Genomic DNA, 20,375 nt, shown 5'->3' with positions numbered 1-20,375 from the left:
GTTCATCAGTTAAATTGAAGAGGCTGTGGTTTAGCAATGCCGTAGCCTTGGGCATAATCTATGCCAAGGGCGGTGATTTTCTTCAAGATATGATCATTTTCAACAAACTCCGCAATAGTCTGAATTCCCATGGCATGACCAACTTGGTTGATTGCTTGGGTCAGTGCTAAATCCATTGGATCTTCAACAATGTCCTTGATAAATTCGCCATCAATTTTCAAATAATCTACTGGTAGATTTTTGAGGTAAGCAAAAGAAGACATACCACTACCAAAGTCATCTAAAGCGAAACGACAACCAAGCTGCTTGAGTTTGCAAATTAGCTTACCTGCCTGGCTTAAGTTAGTAATAGCGACAGTTTCAGTAATTTCAAAGCAAATTACTTGGGGGGGGACAGAGTATAAGGAGAACTGCTGCTCTAAGAAGTCAATGAAAGATTCATCATTGATACTTGCCCCAGAGAGGTTAATGGCGTACATATTAGAACAGCACAGTTCTAGGCAAGATGACCCAGTTTCCTGACAGTGCTGGTCAAGACTAGCAAAGAACGTACTGATGACCCAACGGTCAATGAGATGCATTAAGTTATAGCGTTCTGCCGCCGGAATAAACGCCATTGGCGGCACTAACTTACCAGGTTCATCCTGGAGACGTAGCAAGACTTCGTAATGCTTCCCTTGGGACTCGGCTAGAGCCAAGGGGATAATTGGTTGGTAATAAAGGCAAAAAGAATTAAACTGCAAAGCTTTAGTCAGCCGAGATATCCATTGCATTTGACCATGCCTAATTGCCAAATCCTGGTCGTCAGCTTGATATTGGTGTACGCGATTACGCCCAGCATTCTTAGCTGCATAACAAGCCATGTCCGCCGCACTCAAAACGTTAGATAGGTCTAAGCTATCGGCATTAATGCTAACTAAACCAATGCTCACCCCAATCGTAAAAGTTTTGTCTTGCCAACTAAACCGAAATTCTTGGAGACTTTGACGCAGCGCATTAGCAATACGCAGTGACTGACTTAAGGGACAAAGATTTAGCAATAGACCAAATTCATCGCCGCCTAAACGGGCAAGAGTATCGGTGGCACGCACCTGCTTTTGGAGCAAAGCAGTAACTTGACGTAGTAGTTCATCTCCTGCGGCATGACCGCAGGTGTCATTGACAATCTTGAACTGATCTAAATCCAGAAAACACAGTGAATGCTGTTGATTATGAGTTTTAGCACTGTAGAGGGTCTGTTCCAAATGCTGCTCAAATTCCCATCGATTTATTAATCCTGTCAACCCGTCATGGCGACTGTGCCAAGCTAAACGCTGCTCGCTCTCCCGCAGAGCAACTTCCGCTCGCTTCCGCTCTGTGATATCAGTATGCGCCCCCACCCACTCACGGATACTACCATCAGCGTTGAGAACTGGTGCCGCACGGACAGAACAATACCTATATTCTCCGTCGTGGCGGCACACGCGGTGTTCCATTTCGCATAAGCTTTGAGTTGAGACAGCTTTATTCCAGCTAGCTAGAGTATGCTCTAAGTCCTCCGGATGTATAGTTGCTGACCAGCCAAAATTCTGATACTTTTCATAGGTTTGACCAGTGAAGGTACTCCAGCTAGGCTGCTCTCCAATCATTCTTCCGTCCGCACTGTTAGTCCAAATAATTTGTGTAGTTGCTAGCGTTAAACAACGATACCGTTCTTCACTATGTCGCAAAGCTTCCTCCGCCTGTCTACGCTCAATAATCTCTGCTTGCAGAAGTACATTTGCGACTTCTAGTTCTTCAGTTCGTTCGCTAACTCGGTTTTCTAAATCATCATATGCTTTTAAGACCGTCAACTCTGCCTGCTTACGCTTCCTGTCCATCTGATTTAATATTCTGGCGTTCCACCAGACTAAGACAGCAAAGGTAATAATGTTAGACAGCACCAGCAGCGCTACACCAAATTCTGTGCCAAATAGTCCAGTTTTTTGACCTTGCAAACATAACCAACCAAGCACTAAGGGAATAATAATAGTAGATGGCAACAAACGCCGTGCCGTCACTCCTCCCACCGTATCTGCCAAAATTGTCCGAACTAAGGTATGGTTTGGAGCAGTTAGGACAATGCCAATCGAGAGAATAATAAAGGTAACGGCTGTGTGCAAAGCCATCGTCGCTAGGAAAACAATCCCGATTAAAGCTGTAGCACCATAGGCATAACCAATCAATGTCATTGAGCCGAGCAAAGCTGGCACAAGGGTCAACCCTTGTGCCAATATCTGAATTTTTTGCCCTTTTACTTTTAACAGGATTAAAGACAAACCGCATATTACAAAGCCTAGAGCGGTACTAAACGCCATCCGTCCAGGGGCAATAGTACCAAAACTATCGGGAGCGGTGGTTTGGATAAATAACAATTGGTCGATGTGCAAGTCCCACCTGAAAAAATACTCAATAAGCGTTAATCCTCCCAGCAGGAACACCAAAATCGAGCATCCTAAGCCAATTAATTCTCTCCAGAAAGCATACACACCTCTACCGCGCTCTTTCGTAGGCAATCGTAACTTTAATGATAGACCTGCCATTATGAATCCCAGTGCTGTATTTGGTCTCATGGCGACAAATCCTGGAAGAATACTCTTTAGTAAGGGAATATTATATAGCCACCCCAGTATCACTACGCAGCCAATCAGGATAACAATTGTGCTTGCAGTTTGGGAACAAGTTTTGAGAAGAGCGTTTGTCAATATTGTTCCTACCTGTGCTGAATTGACCTTTGCTGCATTAAGCTCTTGGTGTTCAACAGTTTGACTGTCAAATCCTTCGCTTCACAGCAACTTTACACTAATGATATTTTCCTCTAGTGGCTCTAAAAGCGGCTATGGTAGAATCACTGAATAATACGGCAATATTTTCAAGTGATATTGAGTGTCATTTCAGTTTGTACGTAAATCTACACACTAATTGGTGCTGGGAGACCTGACGCAAAAGATTACTTACTCTCGGTTACAACATTAAGACTTCTTGTTGCGCCCTCCTCAAGCTAGGTTAATTGCGTCGTATTGCTTGGCTTAAACTAGGACTTACACACTTAGCCCAATAAGCAGTGAAAGAAGATGACTTTCATCCTTTAAGGAAATGGTCAGCTGCGCTAAAAACGATGGGATTTTATTTCAATACCTAACTCTTGTAAACATTAACTATTCTGACTGACCAACCACTTTTGACCACACCCACAAAGCATCCTTAAATTGCTAAGAGAAGAGATTGAGAAATAATTGAGAGCAATCGGTATTTAGCCAAGAAAACTTAAATCAGAAATGCTCCCGATTTTTGATTCGTCAATACCGTAGATAGCGCTTCAAACAGAATATTAACTTTTATTTAATCAAAAATTAACTACTGGTTGATAGCCTAGTTTAAGTATTTTTTGCTACGAAATACTCCAGACTTTTCTGGATTTAGGACATTAGTTTAACATCGCATCCCTAATCAGCAGGAGACACAAAAAAATGTCGTTTTCACGACGCAAGTTTCTAACCCTAGCTGGCACAACGGCGGCTGGCGTAACAATGGTTTCTCCTTTGGAAGCTTTTTATGCCAAGGTTGCCCAAGGTCAAGTTGCAACAGGTATTGGTTTTGGTTCATTAGAGCCTAAGCTTCCTGTCAATGCTGCCGAACTAGCGAACACCGTTGTTGGCGACTTAAGTAAAGAAGCCTTACTGGCGCTTCCCCCAGGTTTTAACTACCGCGCTATCTCAATTGTTGGTCAACCAATGAGTGATGGCACTCTTGTCCCCGCAGGTCACGACGGCATGGCAGCATTTCCCGGCCCAGGCAATACGACAATCCTAGTTCGCAACCATGAACTAAGCACTTCCTTGCCTCCCAATTATAACTATCCGGTTTCTGGTTCGCCAAGATATTCAAGTTCCGCCTTGGGTGGAACGACAACTCTGATGCTCGGACCTAACCGCGAAGTCATCAAGCATTTTGCCTCTTTAGCAGGAACGAGGACGAACTGTGCAGGGGGACTAACACCCTGGGGTACTTGGATTAGTTGCGAAGAAACCTTCTCTACCACTACTAGCAATGGCAATACAGTTAAGCACGGCTACAATTTTGAGGTTATTGCCGACCCCAATACAGGATTAGTAACTCCAGTTCCGCTCACAGCGATGGGACGTTTCAGCCACGAGGCTGTAGCAGTAGACCCCAATACTGGATACATTTACGAAACCGAAGATCGTGGTGATAGCTGTTTTTATAGATTTGTCCCAGCAGTAGGTAGACCAACTTCCCCCGGACAGTTAACTGAAGGCGGTAATCTTTATGCTCTAAAGATTAGAGGCTCAAGCGTGCCTGTAAATACAACTAACAACCCAACTCAAGGCGGTCAACTCGGAGCTATCCAGCCTGGAGTACCAATGCCTGTGGAGTGGGTTGCCATCGATAATCCCGACCCAGTATCAGAAAATAGACTTGGCAATATTACCGCAGGTGAAGTTGGAGTCCGCTATCAAGCGCAGTTAAAAGGTGCAGCTATTTTCTTTCGGGGTGAGGGAGCTTGGTACGGCAATGGGTTAGTTTATTTTGTGGCGACTCAAGCTGGGCCTCCAGCCTCCGGTAGCACTAATGGTCGCGGTAACGGACAAGTTTGGGCTTACAACCCTTCAAATGAAACCTTGACCCTTTTAGTTGAAGCCGCTTCTAGTGGCGAATTGCTAGATGAACCTGATAACGTGACGGTTACTCCTTTCGGCGACCTGTTGCTTTGCGAAGATAGCAGCGACGATTTCCAATATCTTGTTGGTGTTAACCCACAGGGCGAACTTTATCAATTTGCTAAGAATGTTCTTTTTGCTGGAGTAACTAACGACCCAGCAAAGGAAGCATTTGTCGGTAATGAATTTGCTGGTGCTTGCTTCTCACCGGATGGCAGAACACTTTTTGTCAATATCCAGACCCCCGGTATTACCTTTGCTATTTGGGGCCCCTGGAATAGAAAACGCAGCTAAAGTAGCGATCGCTTAATCAGGAACTCCAAGAACTACCTGGAGTTCCTCTGCCGTCCAGCTTGACATCAAGGCTGGATGGTTTCAGTTGCGAACCATTAAATTTTTGATTAACCTTTTAATTATTTAGCAACCTTACCTCTATTTGCCTTGGTTTGCCCTCCTTTGCTTTTACTATCAAGCCGCGTTAGTTGGGAACTGCGAGAAGGTCTGCTGGGCTTGTGTTTTCTAGGGATGACAGTGGCGCTTTTACCTTTCGATCTGGGTAATCTAAGAGCATGGAAAAACAACGTTTCAATTTCAAACGATTTGCGATTCCGCAGAGCGGACACTTGCGTGAACGCCCAGGCAATATTAATTCCCCTTACTACCTTCCCGATATGGTATTTAAAGCTATTTCCACCGCCAAAAATACTTTGTGTCGTCGTTCGTAATGGTGTTGCCGTCAAGCTTTACGATACGGACTGCGAACAACCAGGTCGGATTAATATTGTTGAGCAGTAGTCAAAACGTTTTTTCTTATGCCCAAAATTCCCGATTGCGAAATCTGCCTCATGTGCGCCCACGACCCATCATTGGTCTGCGCTGTCCACCCTTACGGACAAGATAGCGATTTCTGCCCAGACTTTCGACCCGACCCCGACTCAGAGAACAAGCGCTTCCAAGACTTTCTAGGATTGCAACCCCAACAGCCAGAAAATAGTGACGAGCCATTTAGCAATCCTTTCAGCCTAGATTCTGATGAGGAACAGTGGCAGCCAGAAGGGGCTACTTACTACAATGGCGAGTTAATCCTTCAACCTAAGCAACGAACAAGAGAGGAGCAATTGTGGCTTCTAGACAATCACCCATTATTTACTGGCGTTTGTCCTGCTTGCAAGTACCATTTCCCACAAGCTAATTTTCACATCGTTCACTTTGATTGCCCTAGTTGTGGATGGGTAGATGATTCCGTATAAGCTCGTCAGCAGTAGTGCAAAAGCTTTACTGACCAATTGATTGCGATCGCCCTCAATGCACTACCTGAGCTTTTACAACTTGCTACCTTTGTCCTGAAAAAGTTCCGAACTTCTTCACTTGGTATCCCTGATGGCTTTATTAAAGCTGATATATTTGATTGAACAGAATTGCAATCTTTAGTAGTGCTGTTTGCACATTAATAGTTTTGGAGCCTAATCATTATGCCTCAAGTTCATCACATGGTGCTGCTCAAATTTAAGCAAGATTTGAATGATACGACGATCGCTGAAGTTCTGCAAGCAGTTGAGGAATTAAAGCATTCTATTCCTGGAATTGATTACTGTTCTAGCGGTGCTTATTCCAGTCCTGAAGGATTTAACAAAGGCTTTACGCATGGCTTTCTCACAACCTTTGAAAGCGCAGCAGCACGCGATTTCTATCTACCGCATCCCAAGCACGAACTTGTTAAAAACGCCTTGTTTGCTATTCTCGAAGACGCTGTTGCATTTGATTTTGTTGCTGAGTGAACCTGGATAGAACCGTTAGATAGGGGCATGAGTATTATCGGAACCAAAAACCGAGTTAAGCTTAAAAGCCTTATTAGGTAAGGATTATCGTGATAACCAAGAGCATTGGCTAATGCCGATGTCGAGTCACTACTCAACGATAAAATAAGGGTTTCAGCTTTTAAAAACATTTGTATTACCCCTGTAACTTCTCTTAGCCCGGTTTTCTGCACGAATGATACTCATACCCCTGATAAACAGTAAGGCTTGAAGCAAAGCACCGTAGTTAGCAACTGAGTCAATAAAATACCCTCCTACGCGGCATAGCGTTGAGAAGGGCATGATGTTGAATCGGGTGTAAGGAGCAAACATTGTCTTTGCTCATATCAATAGTTAAGCACTTGAGTATTACAGTCCTGTGGCAGATAAAACACAATGCTGTGAAGAATTAAAGAATTCTAAAATAGATTTATTAAGCCTTGTTAAACAATTTGGAAATGGCTTTATTAAGCACTGAAGAGTACATATAACAATGCGAGTTAGTAAGTTCCTAAATTGAACTAAATACTACCTCAAATCTTTTTGGTTTGGAGGAAATTGTCATAGCTGAGATTTCAAAATTAACAACTGTTCAACTTGAGCAGTTGTTAAACCGAATTGAGCGGCTTGAAGCTAAACTTGGAGTCGCTAGTATTGGAGTTGGTGAAGGACGTTACGGTAACGAGACACAGCAGAACTGCTCTTTACCACAAGTAAAGCCGCGAGTATTTGCTCCGAGTTTGTCCCCAGAAAGGGTTCGGCTGATTCAAATGGTTGAGAAGAAGTGGGCTAACGGAACGAAGTTGCGCTATTACTTCTTTGAAAATGGCTCGTTTTCCGCAGGAAATGAGCAGAAAGATATTAGACCTCTTGCAAAAGTAGGTGTTAGAATTGGGAAAAAAAGATGAGATAGAGACAATAATGACTTACAAACAGGTAAAAAAGCTTAAAGCTGAAGAATTCAAGCGATTATCTGGAGTGCATTATCAGACATTTAATCAAATGGTAGAAATAGTTAAAAAAGTATATTGCTCACGCAAGATAACAGGAAGACCATCAAAATTAAAAGTAGAAGACCAAGTATTAATGACTTTGGAATACTTGCGTAAAGCTCTCCGGGGGGAGTATCCCCCCGGAAGACTTTACGAGAATACAGAACTTTTTTTCATTTAGGAGCAACTTGGGGAATTAATGAGTCTACAGCTTATCGAATTGTCAAAAAAGTTGAAGATATTTTAATTCAAGCACCCGAACTAAGATTACCAGGAAAAAAAAGATTAGTCTCCGATGATTGTCAGCTAGAAACGGTAGTAAGTAGGCGGCTGCAATAAAATGTAAGATAAAAGGGATGTGTTTTCTGTACTGAGGCAATTTTCCTAATGCCTGCTCCCATCCGGATAGTTTTGACAGAGGAAGAAGACCGTACACTATTGGAATTGCGAGTAGCCACCAGTGTGCCACAGAGGACAAGAGATCGCGCCCATATGTTGCGCCTAAACGCGCAGGGGTGGAATACGCCTGCAATTGCAGAAATTAAAGAAGTGTCATGAGCATACCGTAAGAGCCACAATTCGGCGCTGGCAAGCAGATGGGTTAAGTGGTTTGTGGGAAGCGCCAGGGCGCGGAGCAAAGCGTAAATGGTCAGAAACAGACTTACAATACTTAGAGCAGTGTTTGGAGAAAGAAGGGCGCACATATAACAGTCTCCAACTAGCGCACAAGTTATCCCAGGAGAGACAGGTAAAATTAAGTCCTGACCGCTTGCGACATTTGTTGCAAAAAAGGGCTTCAAGTGGAAACGCACACGGCACAGTCATCGAGCCAAACAAAATCTTGAGTTCAAACTACTCAAACAAGCTCAGTTAGATGCGCTTAAACAAGTAGAACAATTAGGCGGTGTTGAACTGATGTACCTTGATGAGTCCGGTTGTTGCCTCTGGAGTCCTGTCAGTTACAGTTATAGCCGCAAGGGAGAACAGAAAGGTTGTGTTGCAAAAACTTAGTGAAGACAGAAAACCCCTGTGGCAGGAGTTGAAATTATGCAACTACCCCAAAGATTTGATAGATAAAGACAAGTCGCTCTTTGATGGCTCCCCTGGGAACACCAATAACTTGTCCTTTTCTAACCATGTTCAGAGTTTCATATCCCCGAATGGTTCTTCTTGCAGTGTTGAAGGAGCCAAATCCCATTCCTGGTTTGACTAATCGTTTTATCCCCCGATGGTCTTGCTCCACAATATTATTGAGATATTTAATCTGTCGTAATTTCACTACTTCGGGTAACTTATTGGCAGCTTTGAGTACGTTAATCGCTTTTGGATAAGCAGGGTTCTTATCCACAGTGATGACTCTTGGTACGGAAGTGTGAATTGCTTTCAATGTCTTACGCAAAAACCGTTTCGCCGCTTTCGCATCCCGCTTCGCTGTGAGGAGGAAGTCTAAGGTGTTCCCTGCCGAATCGACTGCTCGGTATAAATACTTCTGCTTGCCTTTGACCAAAATATAGGTTTCATCTACCCGCCATGAGTCATTAGTAAGCTTTAGATACGGTCTGACTCGTTTGTCCATTTCTGGACTATATTCTTGCACCCAACGGAAGACGGTGCTGTGATGTATATCTAATCCCCGCTCGTTCACCATCTCTGTTACTTGGCGATAGGAAAGCGGATAGCTTAGATACCACCGAACACAACGTAGGATGATTTCTGACTGATAATGCCGCCACTTGAAGGGGGATTTAGAATTCATTAGAGGCCGGTACAATGATTTTCTCTAGCGGAATTATTTCAGCCTACCATTTTTTGCAACACAACCAATTTTCTTGATAACTTCTAAGGCAACTTCAGTTTTGGTTGGAATAAAAGCCCTTGCCTTCCACTGGATAATTTCGCCAAAAGCTCCTAGAGACTTAAGGAAGTCAAGTTCGCTTTTTCCTTGAAAACCAATTATTTCAATTCGATGTTCCCCCGCAACTAGACTATTAACTAAAGTTAGATTCTCTGTTAAATTAACTTTTTGCTTATGTTCGATAAGTGATTGATAAATCTCCTGATCGCTCATCGAACACTTTATTCCAAATTGAGAGGCAATCCTAGACATACTAGCGGTATTGAGAACTCGTCCAAGCAGTTGTTCACCATCATCGGTTTGTAGTCGATACACCCGCATAAGAGTAGGATCGAGCTTTTTCCAAATGGGCAGTAGTAGTCCCGTGATTAAGTAGAAAGTGCTGTAAGTAAACTCAGGCATATCTTGGATTTCTTGATTCCAAGTACAAGTGAATTCCTCAAGAGAAGCAACATTCCATTCAGAATTCTCAAAATCTTCAACGCATAGCTTTTTATTTCCCAAAGGGCGCAGTAAATTGACGCGGGGAACAAAACTGCCGTCATCATTTATTAAGCTATTAGTGGACGATATTACTGCAACCGCCCCAGATTTTGCGTTGATATAAAATTGACCATCCTGTAACTTAGCTGTTGCTAAAGCAGCATCGAGGGAAGTAATTTTTGCCTTTTGTTTTTGCTCAATTTTGACGGCGTGACTTAAAGCAAGAGTACGAGGATGCTGGTAAACTACAGTACGTTCAAGAACGCGAAAACCTTCTGAACGCAACGTTTCAATTCCAACCTCGTAAACTCCAGCGCTAATCGCTTGTTCGATTCTAGACTCAATCCGTGACTCTAATTCCTCAAAGAGGCGCTTTTGGTCGGCAATCGGCATTGCCAGACAGCGATTGAGAAATTGGGTGATTGGGGGTAAATCTTCCTTGAGAGTGTTTTCCTCCGTTACTAGCTTTAAACCTGTTACAGCCAAGAATTTTCCTAAACTAAAGCCCTCAATTTGACCGTGAAAGATAGCAGTGTACAATTGGCGCAAAGAAGCCTTCGCATAATCGCTCTCTAGGTTATCTTCCTCCTTAAATAAACCTTGACCTCCAGTTTGCCTCTGACCTTTAGTTAAAGCTCCAAGAGAGTCCAACCGCCGAGAAATCGTAGAAGTAAAACGCTTTTCGCCCTTAACATCTGTAGAGACGACCACAAATACCGGAGGTTGCTTTTGATTACTCCGGTTAGTACGTCCCAGCCCTTGGATAGCCTCGTCCGCTCTCCAACCAGATTCCAGCAAGTAATGTCTTCTTACCCTCTGGTTTTTGGCACTCTTATCAGCGTGGTAAGAGCGACCTGTACCGCCAGCCTGGGAGAAAATTAGAATTTGCTTTTGGTCGTTTTGAAACGCTTGAGCTTCTGCTAAATTTGCGTTAGCGCTACGCTTTTGAACTACAAGTTTGTCGCTATTACTTGTAATTTCCCTGACGATCCGCTTGCTTCGCCCAGTACATTCTGCTACTTGTTCGTAACCAAAGTGCTGCACAATTTGGTCTAAAGCCGATGGAATTGGCGGCAATAAAGCTAAAGACTCAATCAATTCGTCTCTTTGCGCGATCGCCTCAACGCAGAAGACTGGGTTGCCATCGCCGTCAGTAGCAGGCTCGGAATGCTCTACCCCTTCTCCGTCTGTCCAAACTCGATGCAGCACTACCGGAAAAGCTTTCATCAGGTAGTCGAACAGGTATTCTCTAGGCGTAACATCCACTTGAATGTCGTTGTACTGAGACGTGGGAATTTCGGCAAGTCTTCGGTCTAATAGCGCTTCGTCGGTAGAAACAAGCTGAATAACTACAGCGTGACCAGCTTCCAAATCTTGCTCAATAGCTTTAATCAGAGTTGGGCATTTCATTGAAATTAGCAGGTGGTTAAAGAATCGTTGCTTAGTAGACTCGAAGGCAGAATAAGCGGCTGATTTGGCGTTAGAATTTCGAGTTTTACCGACAGGGGAAACAATATTAGTGGCTTCCATTGCTGCCTCAATATTGGCGTGAATAATTTGATAAGCCTCAGCGTAACGGTCATAAATATCAACTTGGGCTTGGGTCAGTTGATGCTCCAATACCTCGTACTCGACTCCATCATAAGAAAGGCTCCGGGCAGTATACAGTCCCAAAGCTTTAAGGTCACGAGCGACGACTTCGAGGGCGGCAACTCCACCAGTTGCCACACTGCTAATAAAATCTTCGCGGTTCTTAAACGCGGTATCTCCCCCACCCCACAAACCCAGCCTATCTAAATAACCTAAGTTGGCAAGTGCCGTAGCACCTGTTGCGCTTAGATAAAGCACTCGTGCCTGGGGTAAAGCTTTTTGGAGTCTTAAACCACAGACACCTTGCATTGAGGCTTTCGTATCACCGCGACCGCCTTTTTCGGTAAGGGCGTTGGCCATTGCGTGGGATTCGTCAAATATTATTAGTCCTGCAAAATCTTTGCCCAACCAATTTACAAGCTGCTCGACTCGTGAAATCTTACCTTGCTTTGCTTCAGTTCGGAGAGTTGCGTAGGTACTAAAAATAATCCCTTGAGTTAAATTTATTGCTTCACCTTGATTAAACTTGGACAAAGGAATAATGTCATGTTCGCTGCCCCCTAACGCAGACCAGTCGCGCCTTGCGTCTTCAATTAACTTACTTGATTTAGAAAACCAAAGTGCTTTCTTTTGACCGCGCAGCCATCGATCTAGCAAAATACCGCAGCATTGGCGACCTTTACCAACTCCTGTACCATCGCCAATAAAATACCCTTGGCGAAATTGAATAGCCCCAGATTCTCCCTCCAAAGAGCGCTCTACCCGATCCAAAGACTCGTCAACTTTGTACCAGTGAGAGAGAAATTGCTCGTGAGCATTACCCGCGTAGATAATAGACTCTAACTGAGCATCAGAAAGGATGCCTTCGGTGATTAGTTTTCGAGGCAACTTGGGGCGGTAGGCAGGTTTTGGGGGAGTTACCGAAGCCATTGCCGCCGATTGCACCAAGGGCGTAATATGAGAACTCGTCCCTGGAATACGGATGGTTTGCGGCTCGTAGGCTTCATAAATCCCCGAACTTAACGACGAAGTGTTTCTATCCCAGTCAATTACTTCGTACTCTAGGTCGATAATTTCTCCAAAATCTGCGGGAATTAGCTCTGACCCAATAACTGCTGTTGCTTTAGCAAAAGTTAGCTGTACGGAGCGCTCTAATGTACTTGGCGTTGCAGACAAAACCTTAGCTGGTGCTAAAACTTGTTTTGCAACTTCTACAGTTCTAGGTGGTAGCTTGGAAATTTCCTCTAGTAATTGAGGCAATTCTAAACATTCGTCAATAATAACTTGTGTATCAGTAGTAGGAATCCGGTCGATTACCGTAATCCTAGTTTCAATCCCAACGCCATGCTTATGCCAAACGTTCCCTTGAATCCCGCAAGAAAATCCTACCGTGCCATATTTTTCTAGATGATTAGTAAACAAATCTTGCCAGTGTTGATTGTTGGGACTAAACCAGTTGGCAGTAATTGCCACCAATCGACCACCGGGAGACAATCGCATTAAAGCTGATTTAACGTGCTTTAATGTCGCAAAAGGGTTGTGTTGCAAAAACTTAGTGAAGACAGAAAACCCCTGTGGCAGGAGTTGAAATTATGCAACTACCCCAAAGATTTGATAGATAAAGACAAGTCGCTCTTTGATGGCTCCCCTGGGAACACCAATAACTTGTCCTTTTCTAACCATGTTCAGAGTTTCATATCCCCGAATGGTTCTTCTTGCAGTGTTGAAGGAGCCAAATCCCATTCCTGGTTTGACTAATCGTTTTATCCCCCGATGGTCTTGCTCCACAATATTATTGAGATATTTAATCTGTCGTAATTTCACTACTTCGGGTAACTTATTGGCAGCTTTGAGTACGTTAATCGCTTTTGGATAAGCAGGGTTCTTATCCACAGTGATGACTCTTGGTACGGAAGTGTGAATTGCTTTCAATGTCTTACGCAAAAACCGTTTCGCCGCTTTCGCATCCCGCTTCGCTGTGAGGAGGAAGTCTAAGGTGTTCCCTGCCGAATCGACTGCTCGGTATAAATACTTCTGCTTGCCTTTGACCAAAATATAGGTTTCATCTACCCGCCATGAGTCATTAGTAAGCTTTAGATACGGTCTGACTCGTTTGTCCATTTCTGGACTATATTCTTGCACCCAACGGAAGACGGTGCTGTGATGTATATCTAATCCCCGCTCGTTCACCATCTCTGTTACTTGGCGATAGGAAAGCGGATAGCTTAGATACCACCGAACACAACGTAGGATGATTTCTGACTGATAATGCCGCCACTTGAAGGGGGATTTAGAATTCATTAGAGGCCGGTACAATGATTTTCTCTAGCGGAATTATTTCAGCCTACCATTTTTTGCAACACAACCAGCTACTGTATGTTGCAGGGCTAAGGGTATCAGAAGTGACGCAGTTGCAGTGGTTATCGTTGCAACCAAGGGATGTCGGGGGACAGGTGTTGGTCTACGGGAAAGGCGGTAAAACGCGGGCAATTAAGCTGCCTGCTTCACTTTGGCAAGAATTGCAATCAATGCGGGGTGATGCGGCAATTGGTGAACCAGTGTTTACTAGCCGTAAGAAAAAGGGGCATTTGAAGGAGATGCAGGTCAACCGCATTGTCAAAGCGGCGGCGAAAAGAGTGCCAGGGTTAGAGGAGGTTGTAGCTGACACTGTATCGCCGCACTGGCTGCGTCATGCTCATGCAAGTCACGCAATGGATCGCGGCGCTCCGGTTCACTTGGTCAAAGAAACGCTGGGTCATGCTAATATTGCTACGACTGGGCGTTACCTTCATGCGCGACCAACCGATAGCTCTAGTTTATATTTAGAATCGTGAGAGCATCCAATCGAAGGTAAAGAAGCTCTGCGATCGTGCTGATCCCTTGACTAGAGTAAGGTATAACAGAGGGGGGAAGTGGTATTGGCGATTGGCGGCGAGTTTGCTGCTGCAAGATTTCGCACCAGCGCTTGCGCGATCACCTTGTGATTCATAATAAAGACTTAGGTTTTAGGTTAAACCATGACTGCAACATTGCTCACGCTACCTACAGAAATAATCCATCTTTCGGGGATAAGTTGGCAGACTTATGAAACTCTGCGGTCAGAACTAGGCGATCGCCATTTTAGGCTTACTTATAATCGCGGTACTCTAGAAATTATGTCTCCCTCTCCAGAACATGAATTAAGTAAAACGGTCATGGGTCGATTTGTAGAAACCTTGGCAGAAGAATTAAATATTCAAATTCATCCTTTAGGTTCAACGACCTTTCAAAGACCCGAATTAAGCGGTGCGGAACCTGATGAATGTTTTTATTTCCGTAATATCGCCTTAGTTCGAGGTAAGAAGCGATTGGATCTTACCGTCGATCCGGGACCCGATTTAGTAATTGAAATTGACATTACCAGCAGTTCTCCAAATCGCCTCCAGGTTTATGCAGATTTAGGTGTAGCAGAAATCTGGGTTTACAACGGAGAGTTGTTAATGGTTGAGCAATTACAAAATGGAGCTTACTGTAAATCTCAAACGAGTCAGTTTTTTCCAAGTATACCGATTTCAGAAATTGCCGGGTTTTTACAACAAGCAAAAACAATGGATTATCTTGAGTTGGTAAAAGTCTTTCGCAGTTGGGTAAGAAGTCAGATTAAAAAATAAGATGGCATTTCGATAGGATAACAGGTGTTTTCAATGCTCACAAAGTTTTTGCAATAGAAACAGTATTCTAGTAAAAAGAATAATCAGTTCATCAAAATCAGCGATTCATGCCCTACTACAATCAACCTGATCGCATTCCCACGGTACTAGAGGCACTTAACCACCAAACGGTTGAGCAATTGAAGGCGCTGGCAAGCTTGCAGGCTACGAGCAACATTCCCTCGCGTAAAGCTGAACTGATAAATCATGTCTGGCAACAAATGCAAGGTGAAGCGCTGCAAAACCTTTGGAAACAGTGTGATCGCCTCCAGCAAGCAGTAATTTCCGAAGTGGTGCATTCAGCAGACGATCGCTATCAGCCAGCACGATTTATTAGTAAGTACGGTCAAGAACCCCTTTGGGATACAGGTGGACACTACTCTTACAACTATAAGCCCTCCATTTTGGGCTGGTTTTTTTACAGTTTCACAATGCCTCAAGATTTGAAAGCACGACTTAAGGCGTTTGTACCAATTCCCGAACCAACACGCATTCAAAGTGTGGAAAGTTTGCCAAACACTCTCTCTCGTACCGAGAAAAACTACGGCTACAGCAATCGCCAACGGGAATCCCGCTCCTTTGAACTACCACTACACCTACGCGAAACAGAGTCATTAGCAGGGCGGGACTTGCAGACTATCCTGCGGCTGGTAGATTTAGGCAAAGTCACCATCAGTGACAAGACGTTTTATCCCACTGGTGTAACTCTGAGCGCGATCGCCGAAGTGCTAGAAATGGGAGATTATTATAGTGATTGGACGGCAACTCAATCACCAGGAGGTCGGCAGTATAATTACGAGATCGGATTTATCAAACCTTTTGCTTGGGTAATGCTGTTACAGGCAGGCAAACTGGTAGAACTTAGTGCTAAACGACTGGGGTTGACGAAAGCAGGACAAAAGGCATTAAATGAGCCAAGGGAAAAGGTATTACAAACCCTCTGGAAAAGCTGGTTAAAAAATACCTTACTCGACGAACTAAGACGAGTTGATAGTATCAAAGGACAAACAGGCAAAGGAAAACGGAGTTTAACGGCGGCTACCGGACGGCGGAGTAAAATTGTTGACGCTCTCAAAGATTGTCCGGTTGGTCGCTGGATTGAGGTAACTGATTTCTTTCGCTACATAATTGCCGCAGGTTATGAGTTTGAAGTTAGCCGTAATCCTGAGAGCTTGACACTAGAAGGGTACGGTTCACTATATGATTCCAGTTTCCTAATTTTAGAGGCACGATACATCCTGTGTTTTTTATTTGAATATGTCTCTACTTTAGGATTAGTGGATGTAGCGTATATTCATCCTGATGATGGCGTATTCAACTTTCAAAAAGATGTAAGTCTGGATTACTACTACAGTGGATGTTTGAGTCGCTATGACGGATTGACGTATTTTCGGTTAACTCCATTGGGCGCATATTGCTTGGGCTTGAGTGACTTTTATACCCCTGCAACCTTGCCACCAAAACAAGTGCTGCGAATTTTGCCTAACCTAGAAGTGGTAGCAGTGCAACCCCTGAGTCGTGCCGATCGCTTACTCCTTGATAGTTTTCTGCAACCAGTTTCTGATGTGGTGTGGCAGCTAGAGCAGGGAAAATTGCTGGAGGCGATTTCTCAGGGACGGAGTGTGGATGAACTGCAAAAATTCTTGCGTATGAATAGCAGCGAAGCACTACCACAACCTGTAACACAATTTCTTGCCGACTTAAAAACACGCATTACCAGTTTGCAAGATTTGGGTTCCGCGCGATTAATTCGCTGTACAGACACCGCCCTTGCTAACTTGATTGCCAATGATTCTCGCACCAAAGCCTATTGCTTCCTCGCTGACGTACCGAAAGAAGTTGCTATTGGACAAGCTTGCTACTTGGTTGTACCTGCCGCAACAGCAGCCAAATTTCATAATGCTTTAAAAAAATTGGGTTACAGCCTTCCTGTTTGAGTTGAGCCATTATGTCTTACATTGTTGAAAATGCTCTAATTATCCAAAGCGATCGCACTGTTCTTCTAGAAGTTCATTCGCCGCGTGCAGATGCTGCCCGTGATGCAATTTCTCCTTTTGCCGAACTCATTAAAAGCCCGGAACACATTCACACCTACCAAATTTCACCGTTAAGCGTCTGGAACGCACGGGCGGCGGGAATGCCCGTTTCCGAAATGATTGCTGCCCTGCGATCGCACGCCAAGTATTCAATGCCGGAGGCAGTAGCTCAAGAAATTACATCATTGGGTAGCCGCTATGGGTTAACCGTGATTGAGAGAGGTGATGGGCATTTGCTGCTAAAAATGGCAGATTTACCTTTAGCAGAATTGCTCCGCCGGAATCAGACAATCTCAAAGTTTTTGGATACTCGCTGTTCAGATTTAGTTTTTCAAGTCAATGCTGCCAATCGTGGGGTACTGAAACAGGCGTTGCTGGCAGCAGGGTATCCGGCGGAAGATTTAGCTGGATATGTGGAAGGAGAGGCGCTGGCTATTGAACTACGCTCGATTAGCCAATCTGGATCTGCTTTTGACCTCCGCCACTATCAAAAAGAAGCTGTCGCCGCATTCTACCAAGCAGGACGCGCCCAGGGTGGTAGCGGCGTGATTGTCCTACCCTGTGGAGCCGGAAAAACAATGGTGGGATTGGCAGCAATGACTACGGTGCAGTCAAATACTCTTGTTCTTACCAGTAGCCTCACTTCGGTGCGCCAGTGGCGACGGGAATTGCTCGATAAAACTACATTGCCAGAGGATGCGATCGCCGAATATAGTGGAGAATCAAAACAAACAGCACCCGTGACACTGGCAACTTACCAAATTCTCAGCTATCGCTCTAATAAAGATGGTGAATTTCCCCATTTTCAGTTGTTCAGCGCGCGCTCGTGGGGATTAATTATCTACGATGAAGTTCACTTATTGCCCGCACCTATTTTCCGCATTACTGCCGAACTGCAAGCTCGGAGACGTTTGGGTTTAACCGCCACGCTGATTCGAGAAGATGGCAAGGAAGGCGATGTTTTCGCGCTAATTGGTCCCAAACGCTACGATGTTCCCTGGCGCGAACTGGAAGTACAGGGCTTTATTGCCCCCGCCGAATGTGTTGAAATTCGCGTACCGCAAGCTCCCGATCGCCAGATGGAATATGCCTTAGCAGACAAACGTCATCAGTTTCGGATTGCTGCAGAAAATCCCCGCAAATATGAAGTCGTGCAATCGTTGCTACAAAAAGAAGCAGGACATCGCATCCTAATCATTGGCGAATATTTGGAGCAACTCAAGCAGATTGCCCAAAAAACAAAATTACCTGTGGTGACGGGAAAAACGCCACAGTCAGAGCGCGATCGCCTGTACGAACAATTTCGCTGCGGAGCTATAACTGGATTAATCTTGTCAAGAGTTGGTAACTTTGCTCTGGATCTGCCTGATGCAGATGTTTTAATTCAAGTTTCAGGTAAATACGGCTCTCGTCAGGAAGAGGCACAAAGATTAGGGCGAGTTCTCCGTCCTAAAACCGATGGTCACAGCGCTCATTTTTATACTTTAGTATCGCTTCGCACCTGTGAGGAAGATTTTGCTCGCCATCGCCAACTTTTTTTAGTAGAGCAAGGATACAATTACCGGATTGAAATTGTTGATGATGAAGTAATTTCATCGTAAGCTGATGAATATTCAAATTACGGCGTTGCTGAAAGCATAAGTAAAAAATACATTGAATATTGCAGGATAAGAACCTTGTTTATCCCAAAGCGATTAACACACTTAAAGCAGAAAAAAGTTGTCCAAAGAAGTAAAAATACAGGCATTGCAAGTATCTCAACAATATTAGCAACCAAGATTATCGAGAGATAGAAGCATAAGTTTAATCGAGCAAGGGGTACAAACTATTTTTGTTGCGGCACAGCGAATAATCTTAAGAAAACGTGAGTTCGATGCTAGAAAATAGCAGGAGGAAGTGAAGCAAACCCCTTGTATTCCAGAGCTAAAGAAGGCTTCTTGGGATGATAGGAATAGTGGTTGTGTCGCAAAAACTTAGTGAGGATAGAAAACCCCTATTTCAGGAGTTTCGATTACGCAGATAGTCCAAAAATCTGATGAGTGAAGAGAATCCGCTCTTTGATTGCTCCCCTAGGAACACTAATGACTTGTCCTTTTCTGACCATGTTCATAATTTCATATCCCCGAAGGGTTCTTTTTGCAGTGTTGAAGGAGCAAAATCCCATTCCAGGTTTGACTAATCGTTTAATGGCTCGATGGTCTTGCTCCACAATGTTATTAAGATACTTAATCTGTCGTAACTTTACAATTTTGGAGAGCTTTTTAGCGGCTTTGAGTAAAGATATCGCTTTTGGGTAAGCAGGAGGGTTGTGTTGCAAAAACTTAGTGAAGACAGAAAACCCCTGTGGCAGGAGTTGAAATTATGCAACTACCCCAAAGATTTGATAGATAAAGACAAGTCGCTCTTTGATGGCTCCCCTGGGAACACCAATAACTTGTCCTTTTCTAACCATGTTCAGAGTTTCATATCCCCGAATGGTTCTTCTTGCAGTGTTGAAGGAGCCAAATCCCATTCCTGGTTTGACTAATCGTTTTATCCCCCGATGGTCTTGCTCCACAATATTATTGAGATATTTAATCTGTCGTAATTTCACTACTTCGGGTAACTTATTGGCAGCTTTGAGTACGTTAATCGCTTTTGGATAAGCAGGGTTCTTATCCACAGTGATGACTCTTGGTACGGAAGTGTGAATTGCTTTCAATGTCTTACGCAAAAACCGTTTCGCCGCTTTCGCATCCCGCTTCGCTGTGAGGAGGAAGTCTAAGGTGTTCCCTGCCGAATCGACTGCTCGGTATAAATACTTCTGCTTGCCTTTGACCAAAATATAGGTTTCATCTACCCGCCATGAGTCATTAGTAAGCTTTAGATACGGTCTGACTCGTTTGTCCATTTCTGGACTATATTCTTGCACCCAACGGAAGACGGTGCTGTGATGTATATCTAATCCCCGCTCGTTCACCATCTCTGTTACTTGGCGATAGGAAAGCGGATAGCTTAGATACCACCGAACACAACGTAGGATGATTTCTGACTGATAATGCCGCCACTTGAAGGGGGATTTAGAATTCATTAGAGGCCGGTACAATGATTTTCTCTAGCGGAATTATTTCAGCCTACCATTTTTTGCAACACAACCAAATTCTCATTATCAAAAACTCTGATATCTTCCAACCAGCTTTTGCACTTAGGTTTGAGAGAATTGGCAGTATTTACCGCATCTGTCCATCTTTTAAA

18 protein-coding genes and 1 pseudogene are annotated in these 20,375 nt (G+C 44.0%); 13 read left to right on the top strand and 6 right to left on the bottom strand.

Annotation, left to right across the window (positions count from 1 at the left end; all coding sequences use genetic code 11):
* Positions 1-5 precede the first annotated feature (5 nt).
* Positions 6-2,591, bottom strand: coding sequence for a bifunctional diguanylate cyclase/phosphodiesterase (locus SYN7509_RS27075; RefSeq protein ID WP_009630689.1), 2,586 nt, complete (start codon positions 2,589-2,591; stop codon positions 6-8).
* Positions 2,592-3,488: 897 nt separating this feature from the next.
* Between SYN7509_RS27075 and SYN7509_RS0223205 the strand changes: the two genes are divergently transcribed.
* From SYN7509_RS0223205 to SYN7509_RS29950, 9 genes are all read left to right on the top strand, one after another.
* On the top strand, positions 3,489-4,994 hold the full coding sequence (locus tag SYN7509_RS0223205) for an alkaline phosphatase PhoX (RefSeq protein WP_009630688.1): 1,506 nt from the start codon (positions 3,489-3,491) through the stop codon (positions 4,992-4,994).
* A 147-nt stretch (positions 4,995-5,141) separates the two neighbouring features.
* Positions 5,142-5,495 carry a hypothetical protein gene (locus SYN7509_RS29955; RefSeq protein ID WP_148298181.1) on the top strand — a complete coding sequence of 118 codons (354 nt, stop codon included), beginning with the start codon at positions 5,142-5,144 and terminating at the stop codon, positions 5,493-5,495.
* 50 nt (positions 5,496-5,545) lie between these two features.
* Positions 5,546-5,950, top strand: a complete 405-nt coding sequence (locus tag SYN7509_RS0223200) for a hypothetical protein (protein WP_227501590.1) — start codon at positions 5,546-5,548, stop codon at positions 5,948-5,950.
* Between the two features lie 222 nt (positions 5,951-6,172).
* On the top strand, positions 6,173-6,478 hold the full coding sequence (locus SYN7509_RS27070; protein WP_038022423.1) for a Dabb family protein: 306 nt from the start codon (positions 6,173-6,175) through the stop codon (positions 6,476-6,478).
* Positions 6,479-7,044: 566 nt separating this feature from the next.
* Positions 7,045-7,404: a hypothetical protein gene (locus tag SYN7509_RS0223190; RefSeq protein WP_028954554.1), complete on the top strand. Its 360-nt coding sequence runs from the start codon at positions 7,045-7,047 to the stop codon at positions 7,402-7,404.
* Positions 7,405-7,417: 13 nt separating this feature from the next.
* On the top strand, positions 7,418-7,669 hold the full coding sequence (locus tag SYN7509_RS29430; protein ID WP_148298180.1) for a hypothetical protein: 252 nt from the start codon (positions 7,418-7,420) through the stop codon (positions 7,667-7,669).
* Between the two features lie 14 nt (positions 7,670-7,683).
* Positions 7,684-7,827, top strand: coding sequence for a hypothetical protein (locus SYN7509_RS31855; RefSeq protein WP_084610823.1), 144 nt, complete (start codon positions 7,684-7,686; stop codon positions 7,825-7,827).
* A gap of 48 nt (positions 7,828-7,875) precedes the next feature.
* A complete protein-coding gene (locus tag SYN7509_RS30340) occupies positions 7,876-8,046 on the top strand; it encodes a helix-turn-helix domain-containing protein (RefSeq protein WP_158506195.1) in 171 nt (56 codons plus the stop codon).
* Entirely contained in the window at positions 8,021-8,362 is a 342-nt protein-coding gene (locus tag SYN7509_RS29950; RefSeq protein WP_158506194.1) for a helix-turn-helix domain-containing protein, read from the top strand. Before SYN7509_RS30340 ends, SYN7509_RS29950 begins: the two co-directional genes overlap by 26 nt.
* A gap of 171 nt (positions 8,363-8,533) precedes the next feature.
* Here the strand turns inward: SYN7509_RS29950 and SYN7509_RS0223175 are convergent, their stop codons facing one another.
* From SYN7509_RS0223175 to SYN7509_RS0223165, 3 genes are all read right to left on the bottom strand, one after another.
* Positions 8,534-9,244, bottom strand: coding sequence for an IS6 family transposase (locus SYN7509_RS0223175; RefSeq protein ID WP_028954484.1), 711 nt, complete (start codon positions 9,242-9,244; stop codon positions 8,534-8,536).
* Positions 9,245-9,277: 33 nt separating this feature from the next.
* Positions 9,278-12,916, bottom strand: coding sequence for a strawberry notch family protein (locus SYN7509_RS27055; RefSeq protein WP_009629947.1), 3,639 nt, complete (start codon positions 12,914-12,916; stop codon positions 9,278-9,280).
* Between the two features lie 90 nt (positions 12,917-13,006).
* A complete protein-coding gene (locus SYN7509_RS0223165) occupies positions 13,007-13,717 on the bottom strand; it encodes an IS6 family transposase (RefSeq protein ID WP_028954484.1) in 711 nt (236 codons plus the stop codon).
* Positions 13,718-13,731: 14 nt separating this feature from the next.
* On the opposite strand from SYN7509_RS0223165, the gene SYN7509_RS27050 reads away from it, so the two are divergent.
* From SYN7509_RS27050 to SYN7509_RS0223145, 4 genes are all read left to right on the top strand, one after another.
* Positions 13,732-14,250 carry a tyrosine-type recombinase/integrase gene (locus tag SYN7509_RS27050; RefSeq protein ID WP_051482684.1) on the top strand — a complete coding sequence of 173 codons (519 nt, stop codon included), beginning with the start codon at positions 13,732-13,734 and terminating at the stop codon, positions 14,248-14,250.
* 183 nt (positions 14,251-14,433) lie between these two features.
* On the top strand, positions 14,434-15,066 hold the full coding sequence (locus SYN7509_RS0223155; RefSeq protein WP_009629993.1) for a Uma2 family endonuclease: 633 nt from the start codon (positions 14,434-14,436) through the stop codon (positions 15,064-15,066).
* A gap of 107 nt (positions 15,067-15,173) precedes the next feature.
* Complete coding sequence (locus tag SYN7509_RS0223150; protein ID WP_009629994.1) at positions 15,174-17,042, top strand: helicase-associated domain-containing protein; 1,869 nt, start codon at positions 15,174-15,176, stop codon at positions 17,040-17,042.
* Between the two features lie 11 nt (positions 17,043-17,053).
* On the top strand, positions 17,054-18,742 hold the full coding sequence (locus SYN7509_RS0223145) for a DNA repair helicase XPB (RefSeq protein WP_009629995.1): 1,689 nt from the start codon (positions 17,054-17,056) through the stop codon (positions 18,740-18,742).
* A gap of 410 nt (positions 18,743-19,152) precedes the next feature.
* On the opposite strand, the pseudogene SYN7509_RS0223140 reads toward SYN7509_RS0223145, so the two are convergent.
* Positions 19,153-19,443, bottom strand: a pseudogene (locus SYN7509_RS0223140) (DDE-type integrase/transposase/recombinase); the annotation flags it as partial.
* Positions 19,444-19,500: 57 nt separating this feature from the next.
* Entirely contained in the window at positions 19,501-20,211 is a 711-nt protein-coding gene (locus SYN7509_RS0223135) for an IS6 family transposase (protein ID WP_028954484.1), read from the bottom strand.
* Positions 20,212-20,375 lie beyond the last annotated feature (164 nt).

The organism is Synechocystis sp. PCC 7509 (assembly GCF_000332075.2).
In the GTDB taxonomy this organism is placed as follows: domain Bacteria; phylum Cyanobacteriota; class Cyanobacteriia; order Cyanobacteriales; family Chroococcidiopsidaceae; genus Aliterella.
Note: the sequence above shows the minus strand (reverse complement) of the source record. Positions and strands in the feature narration are given on the sequence as shown.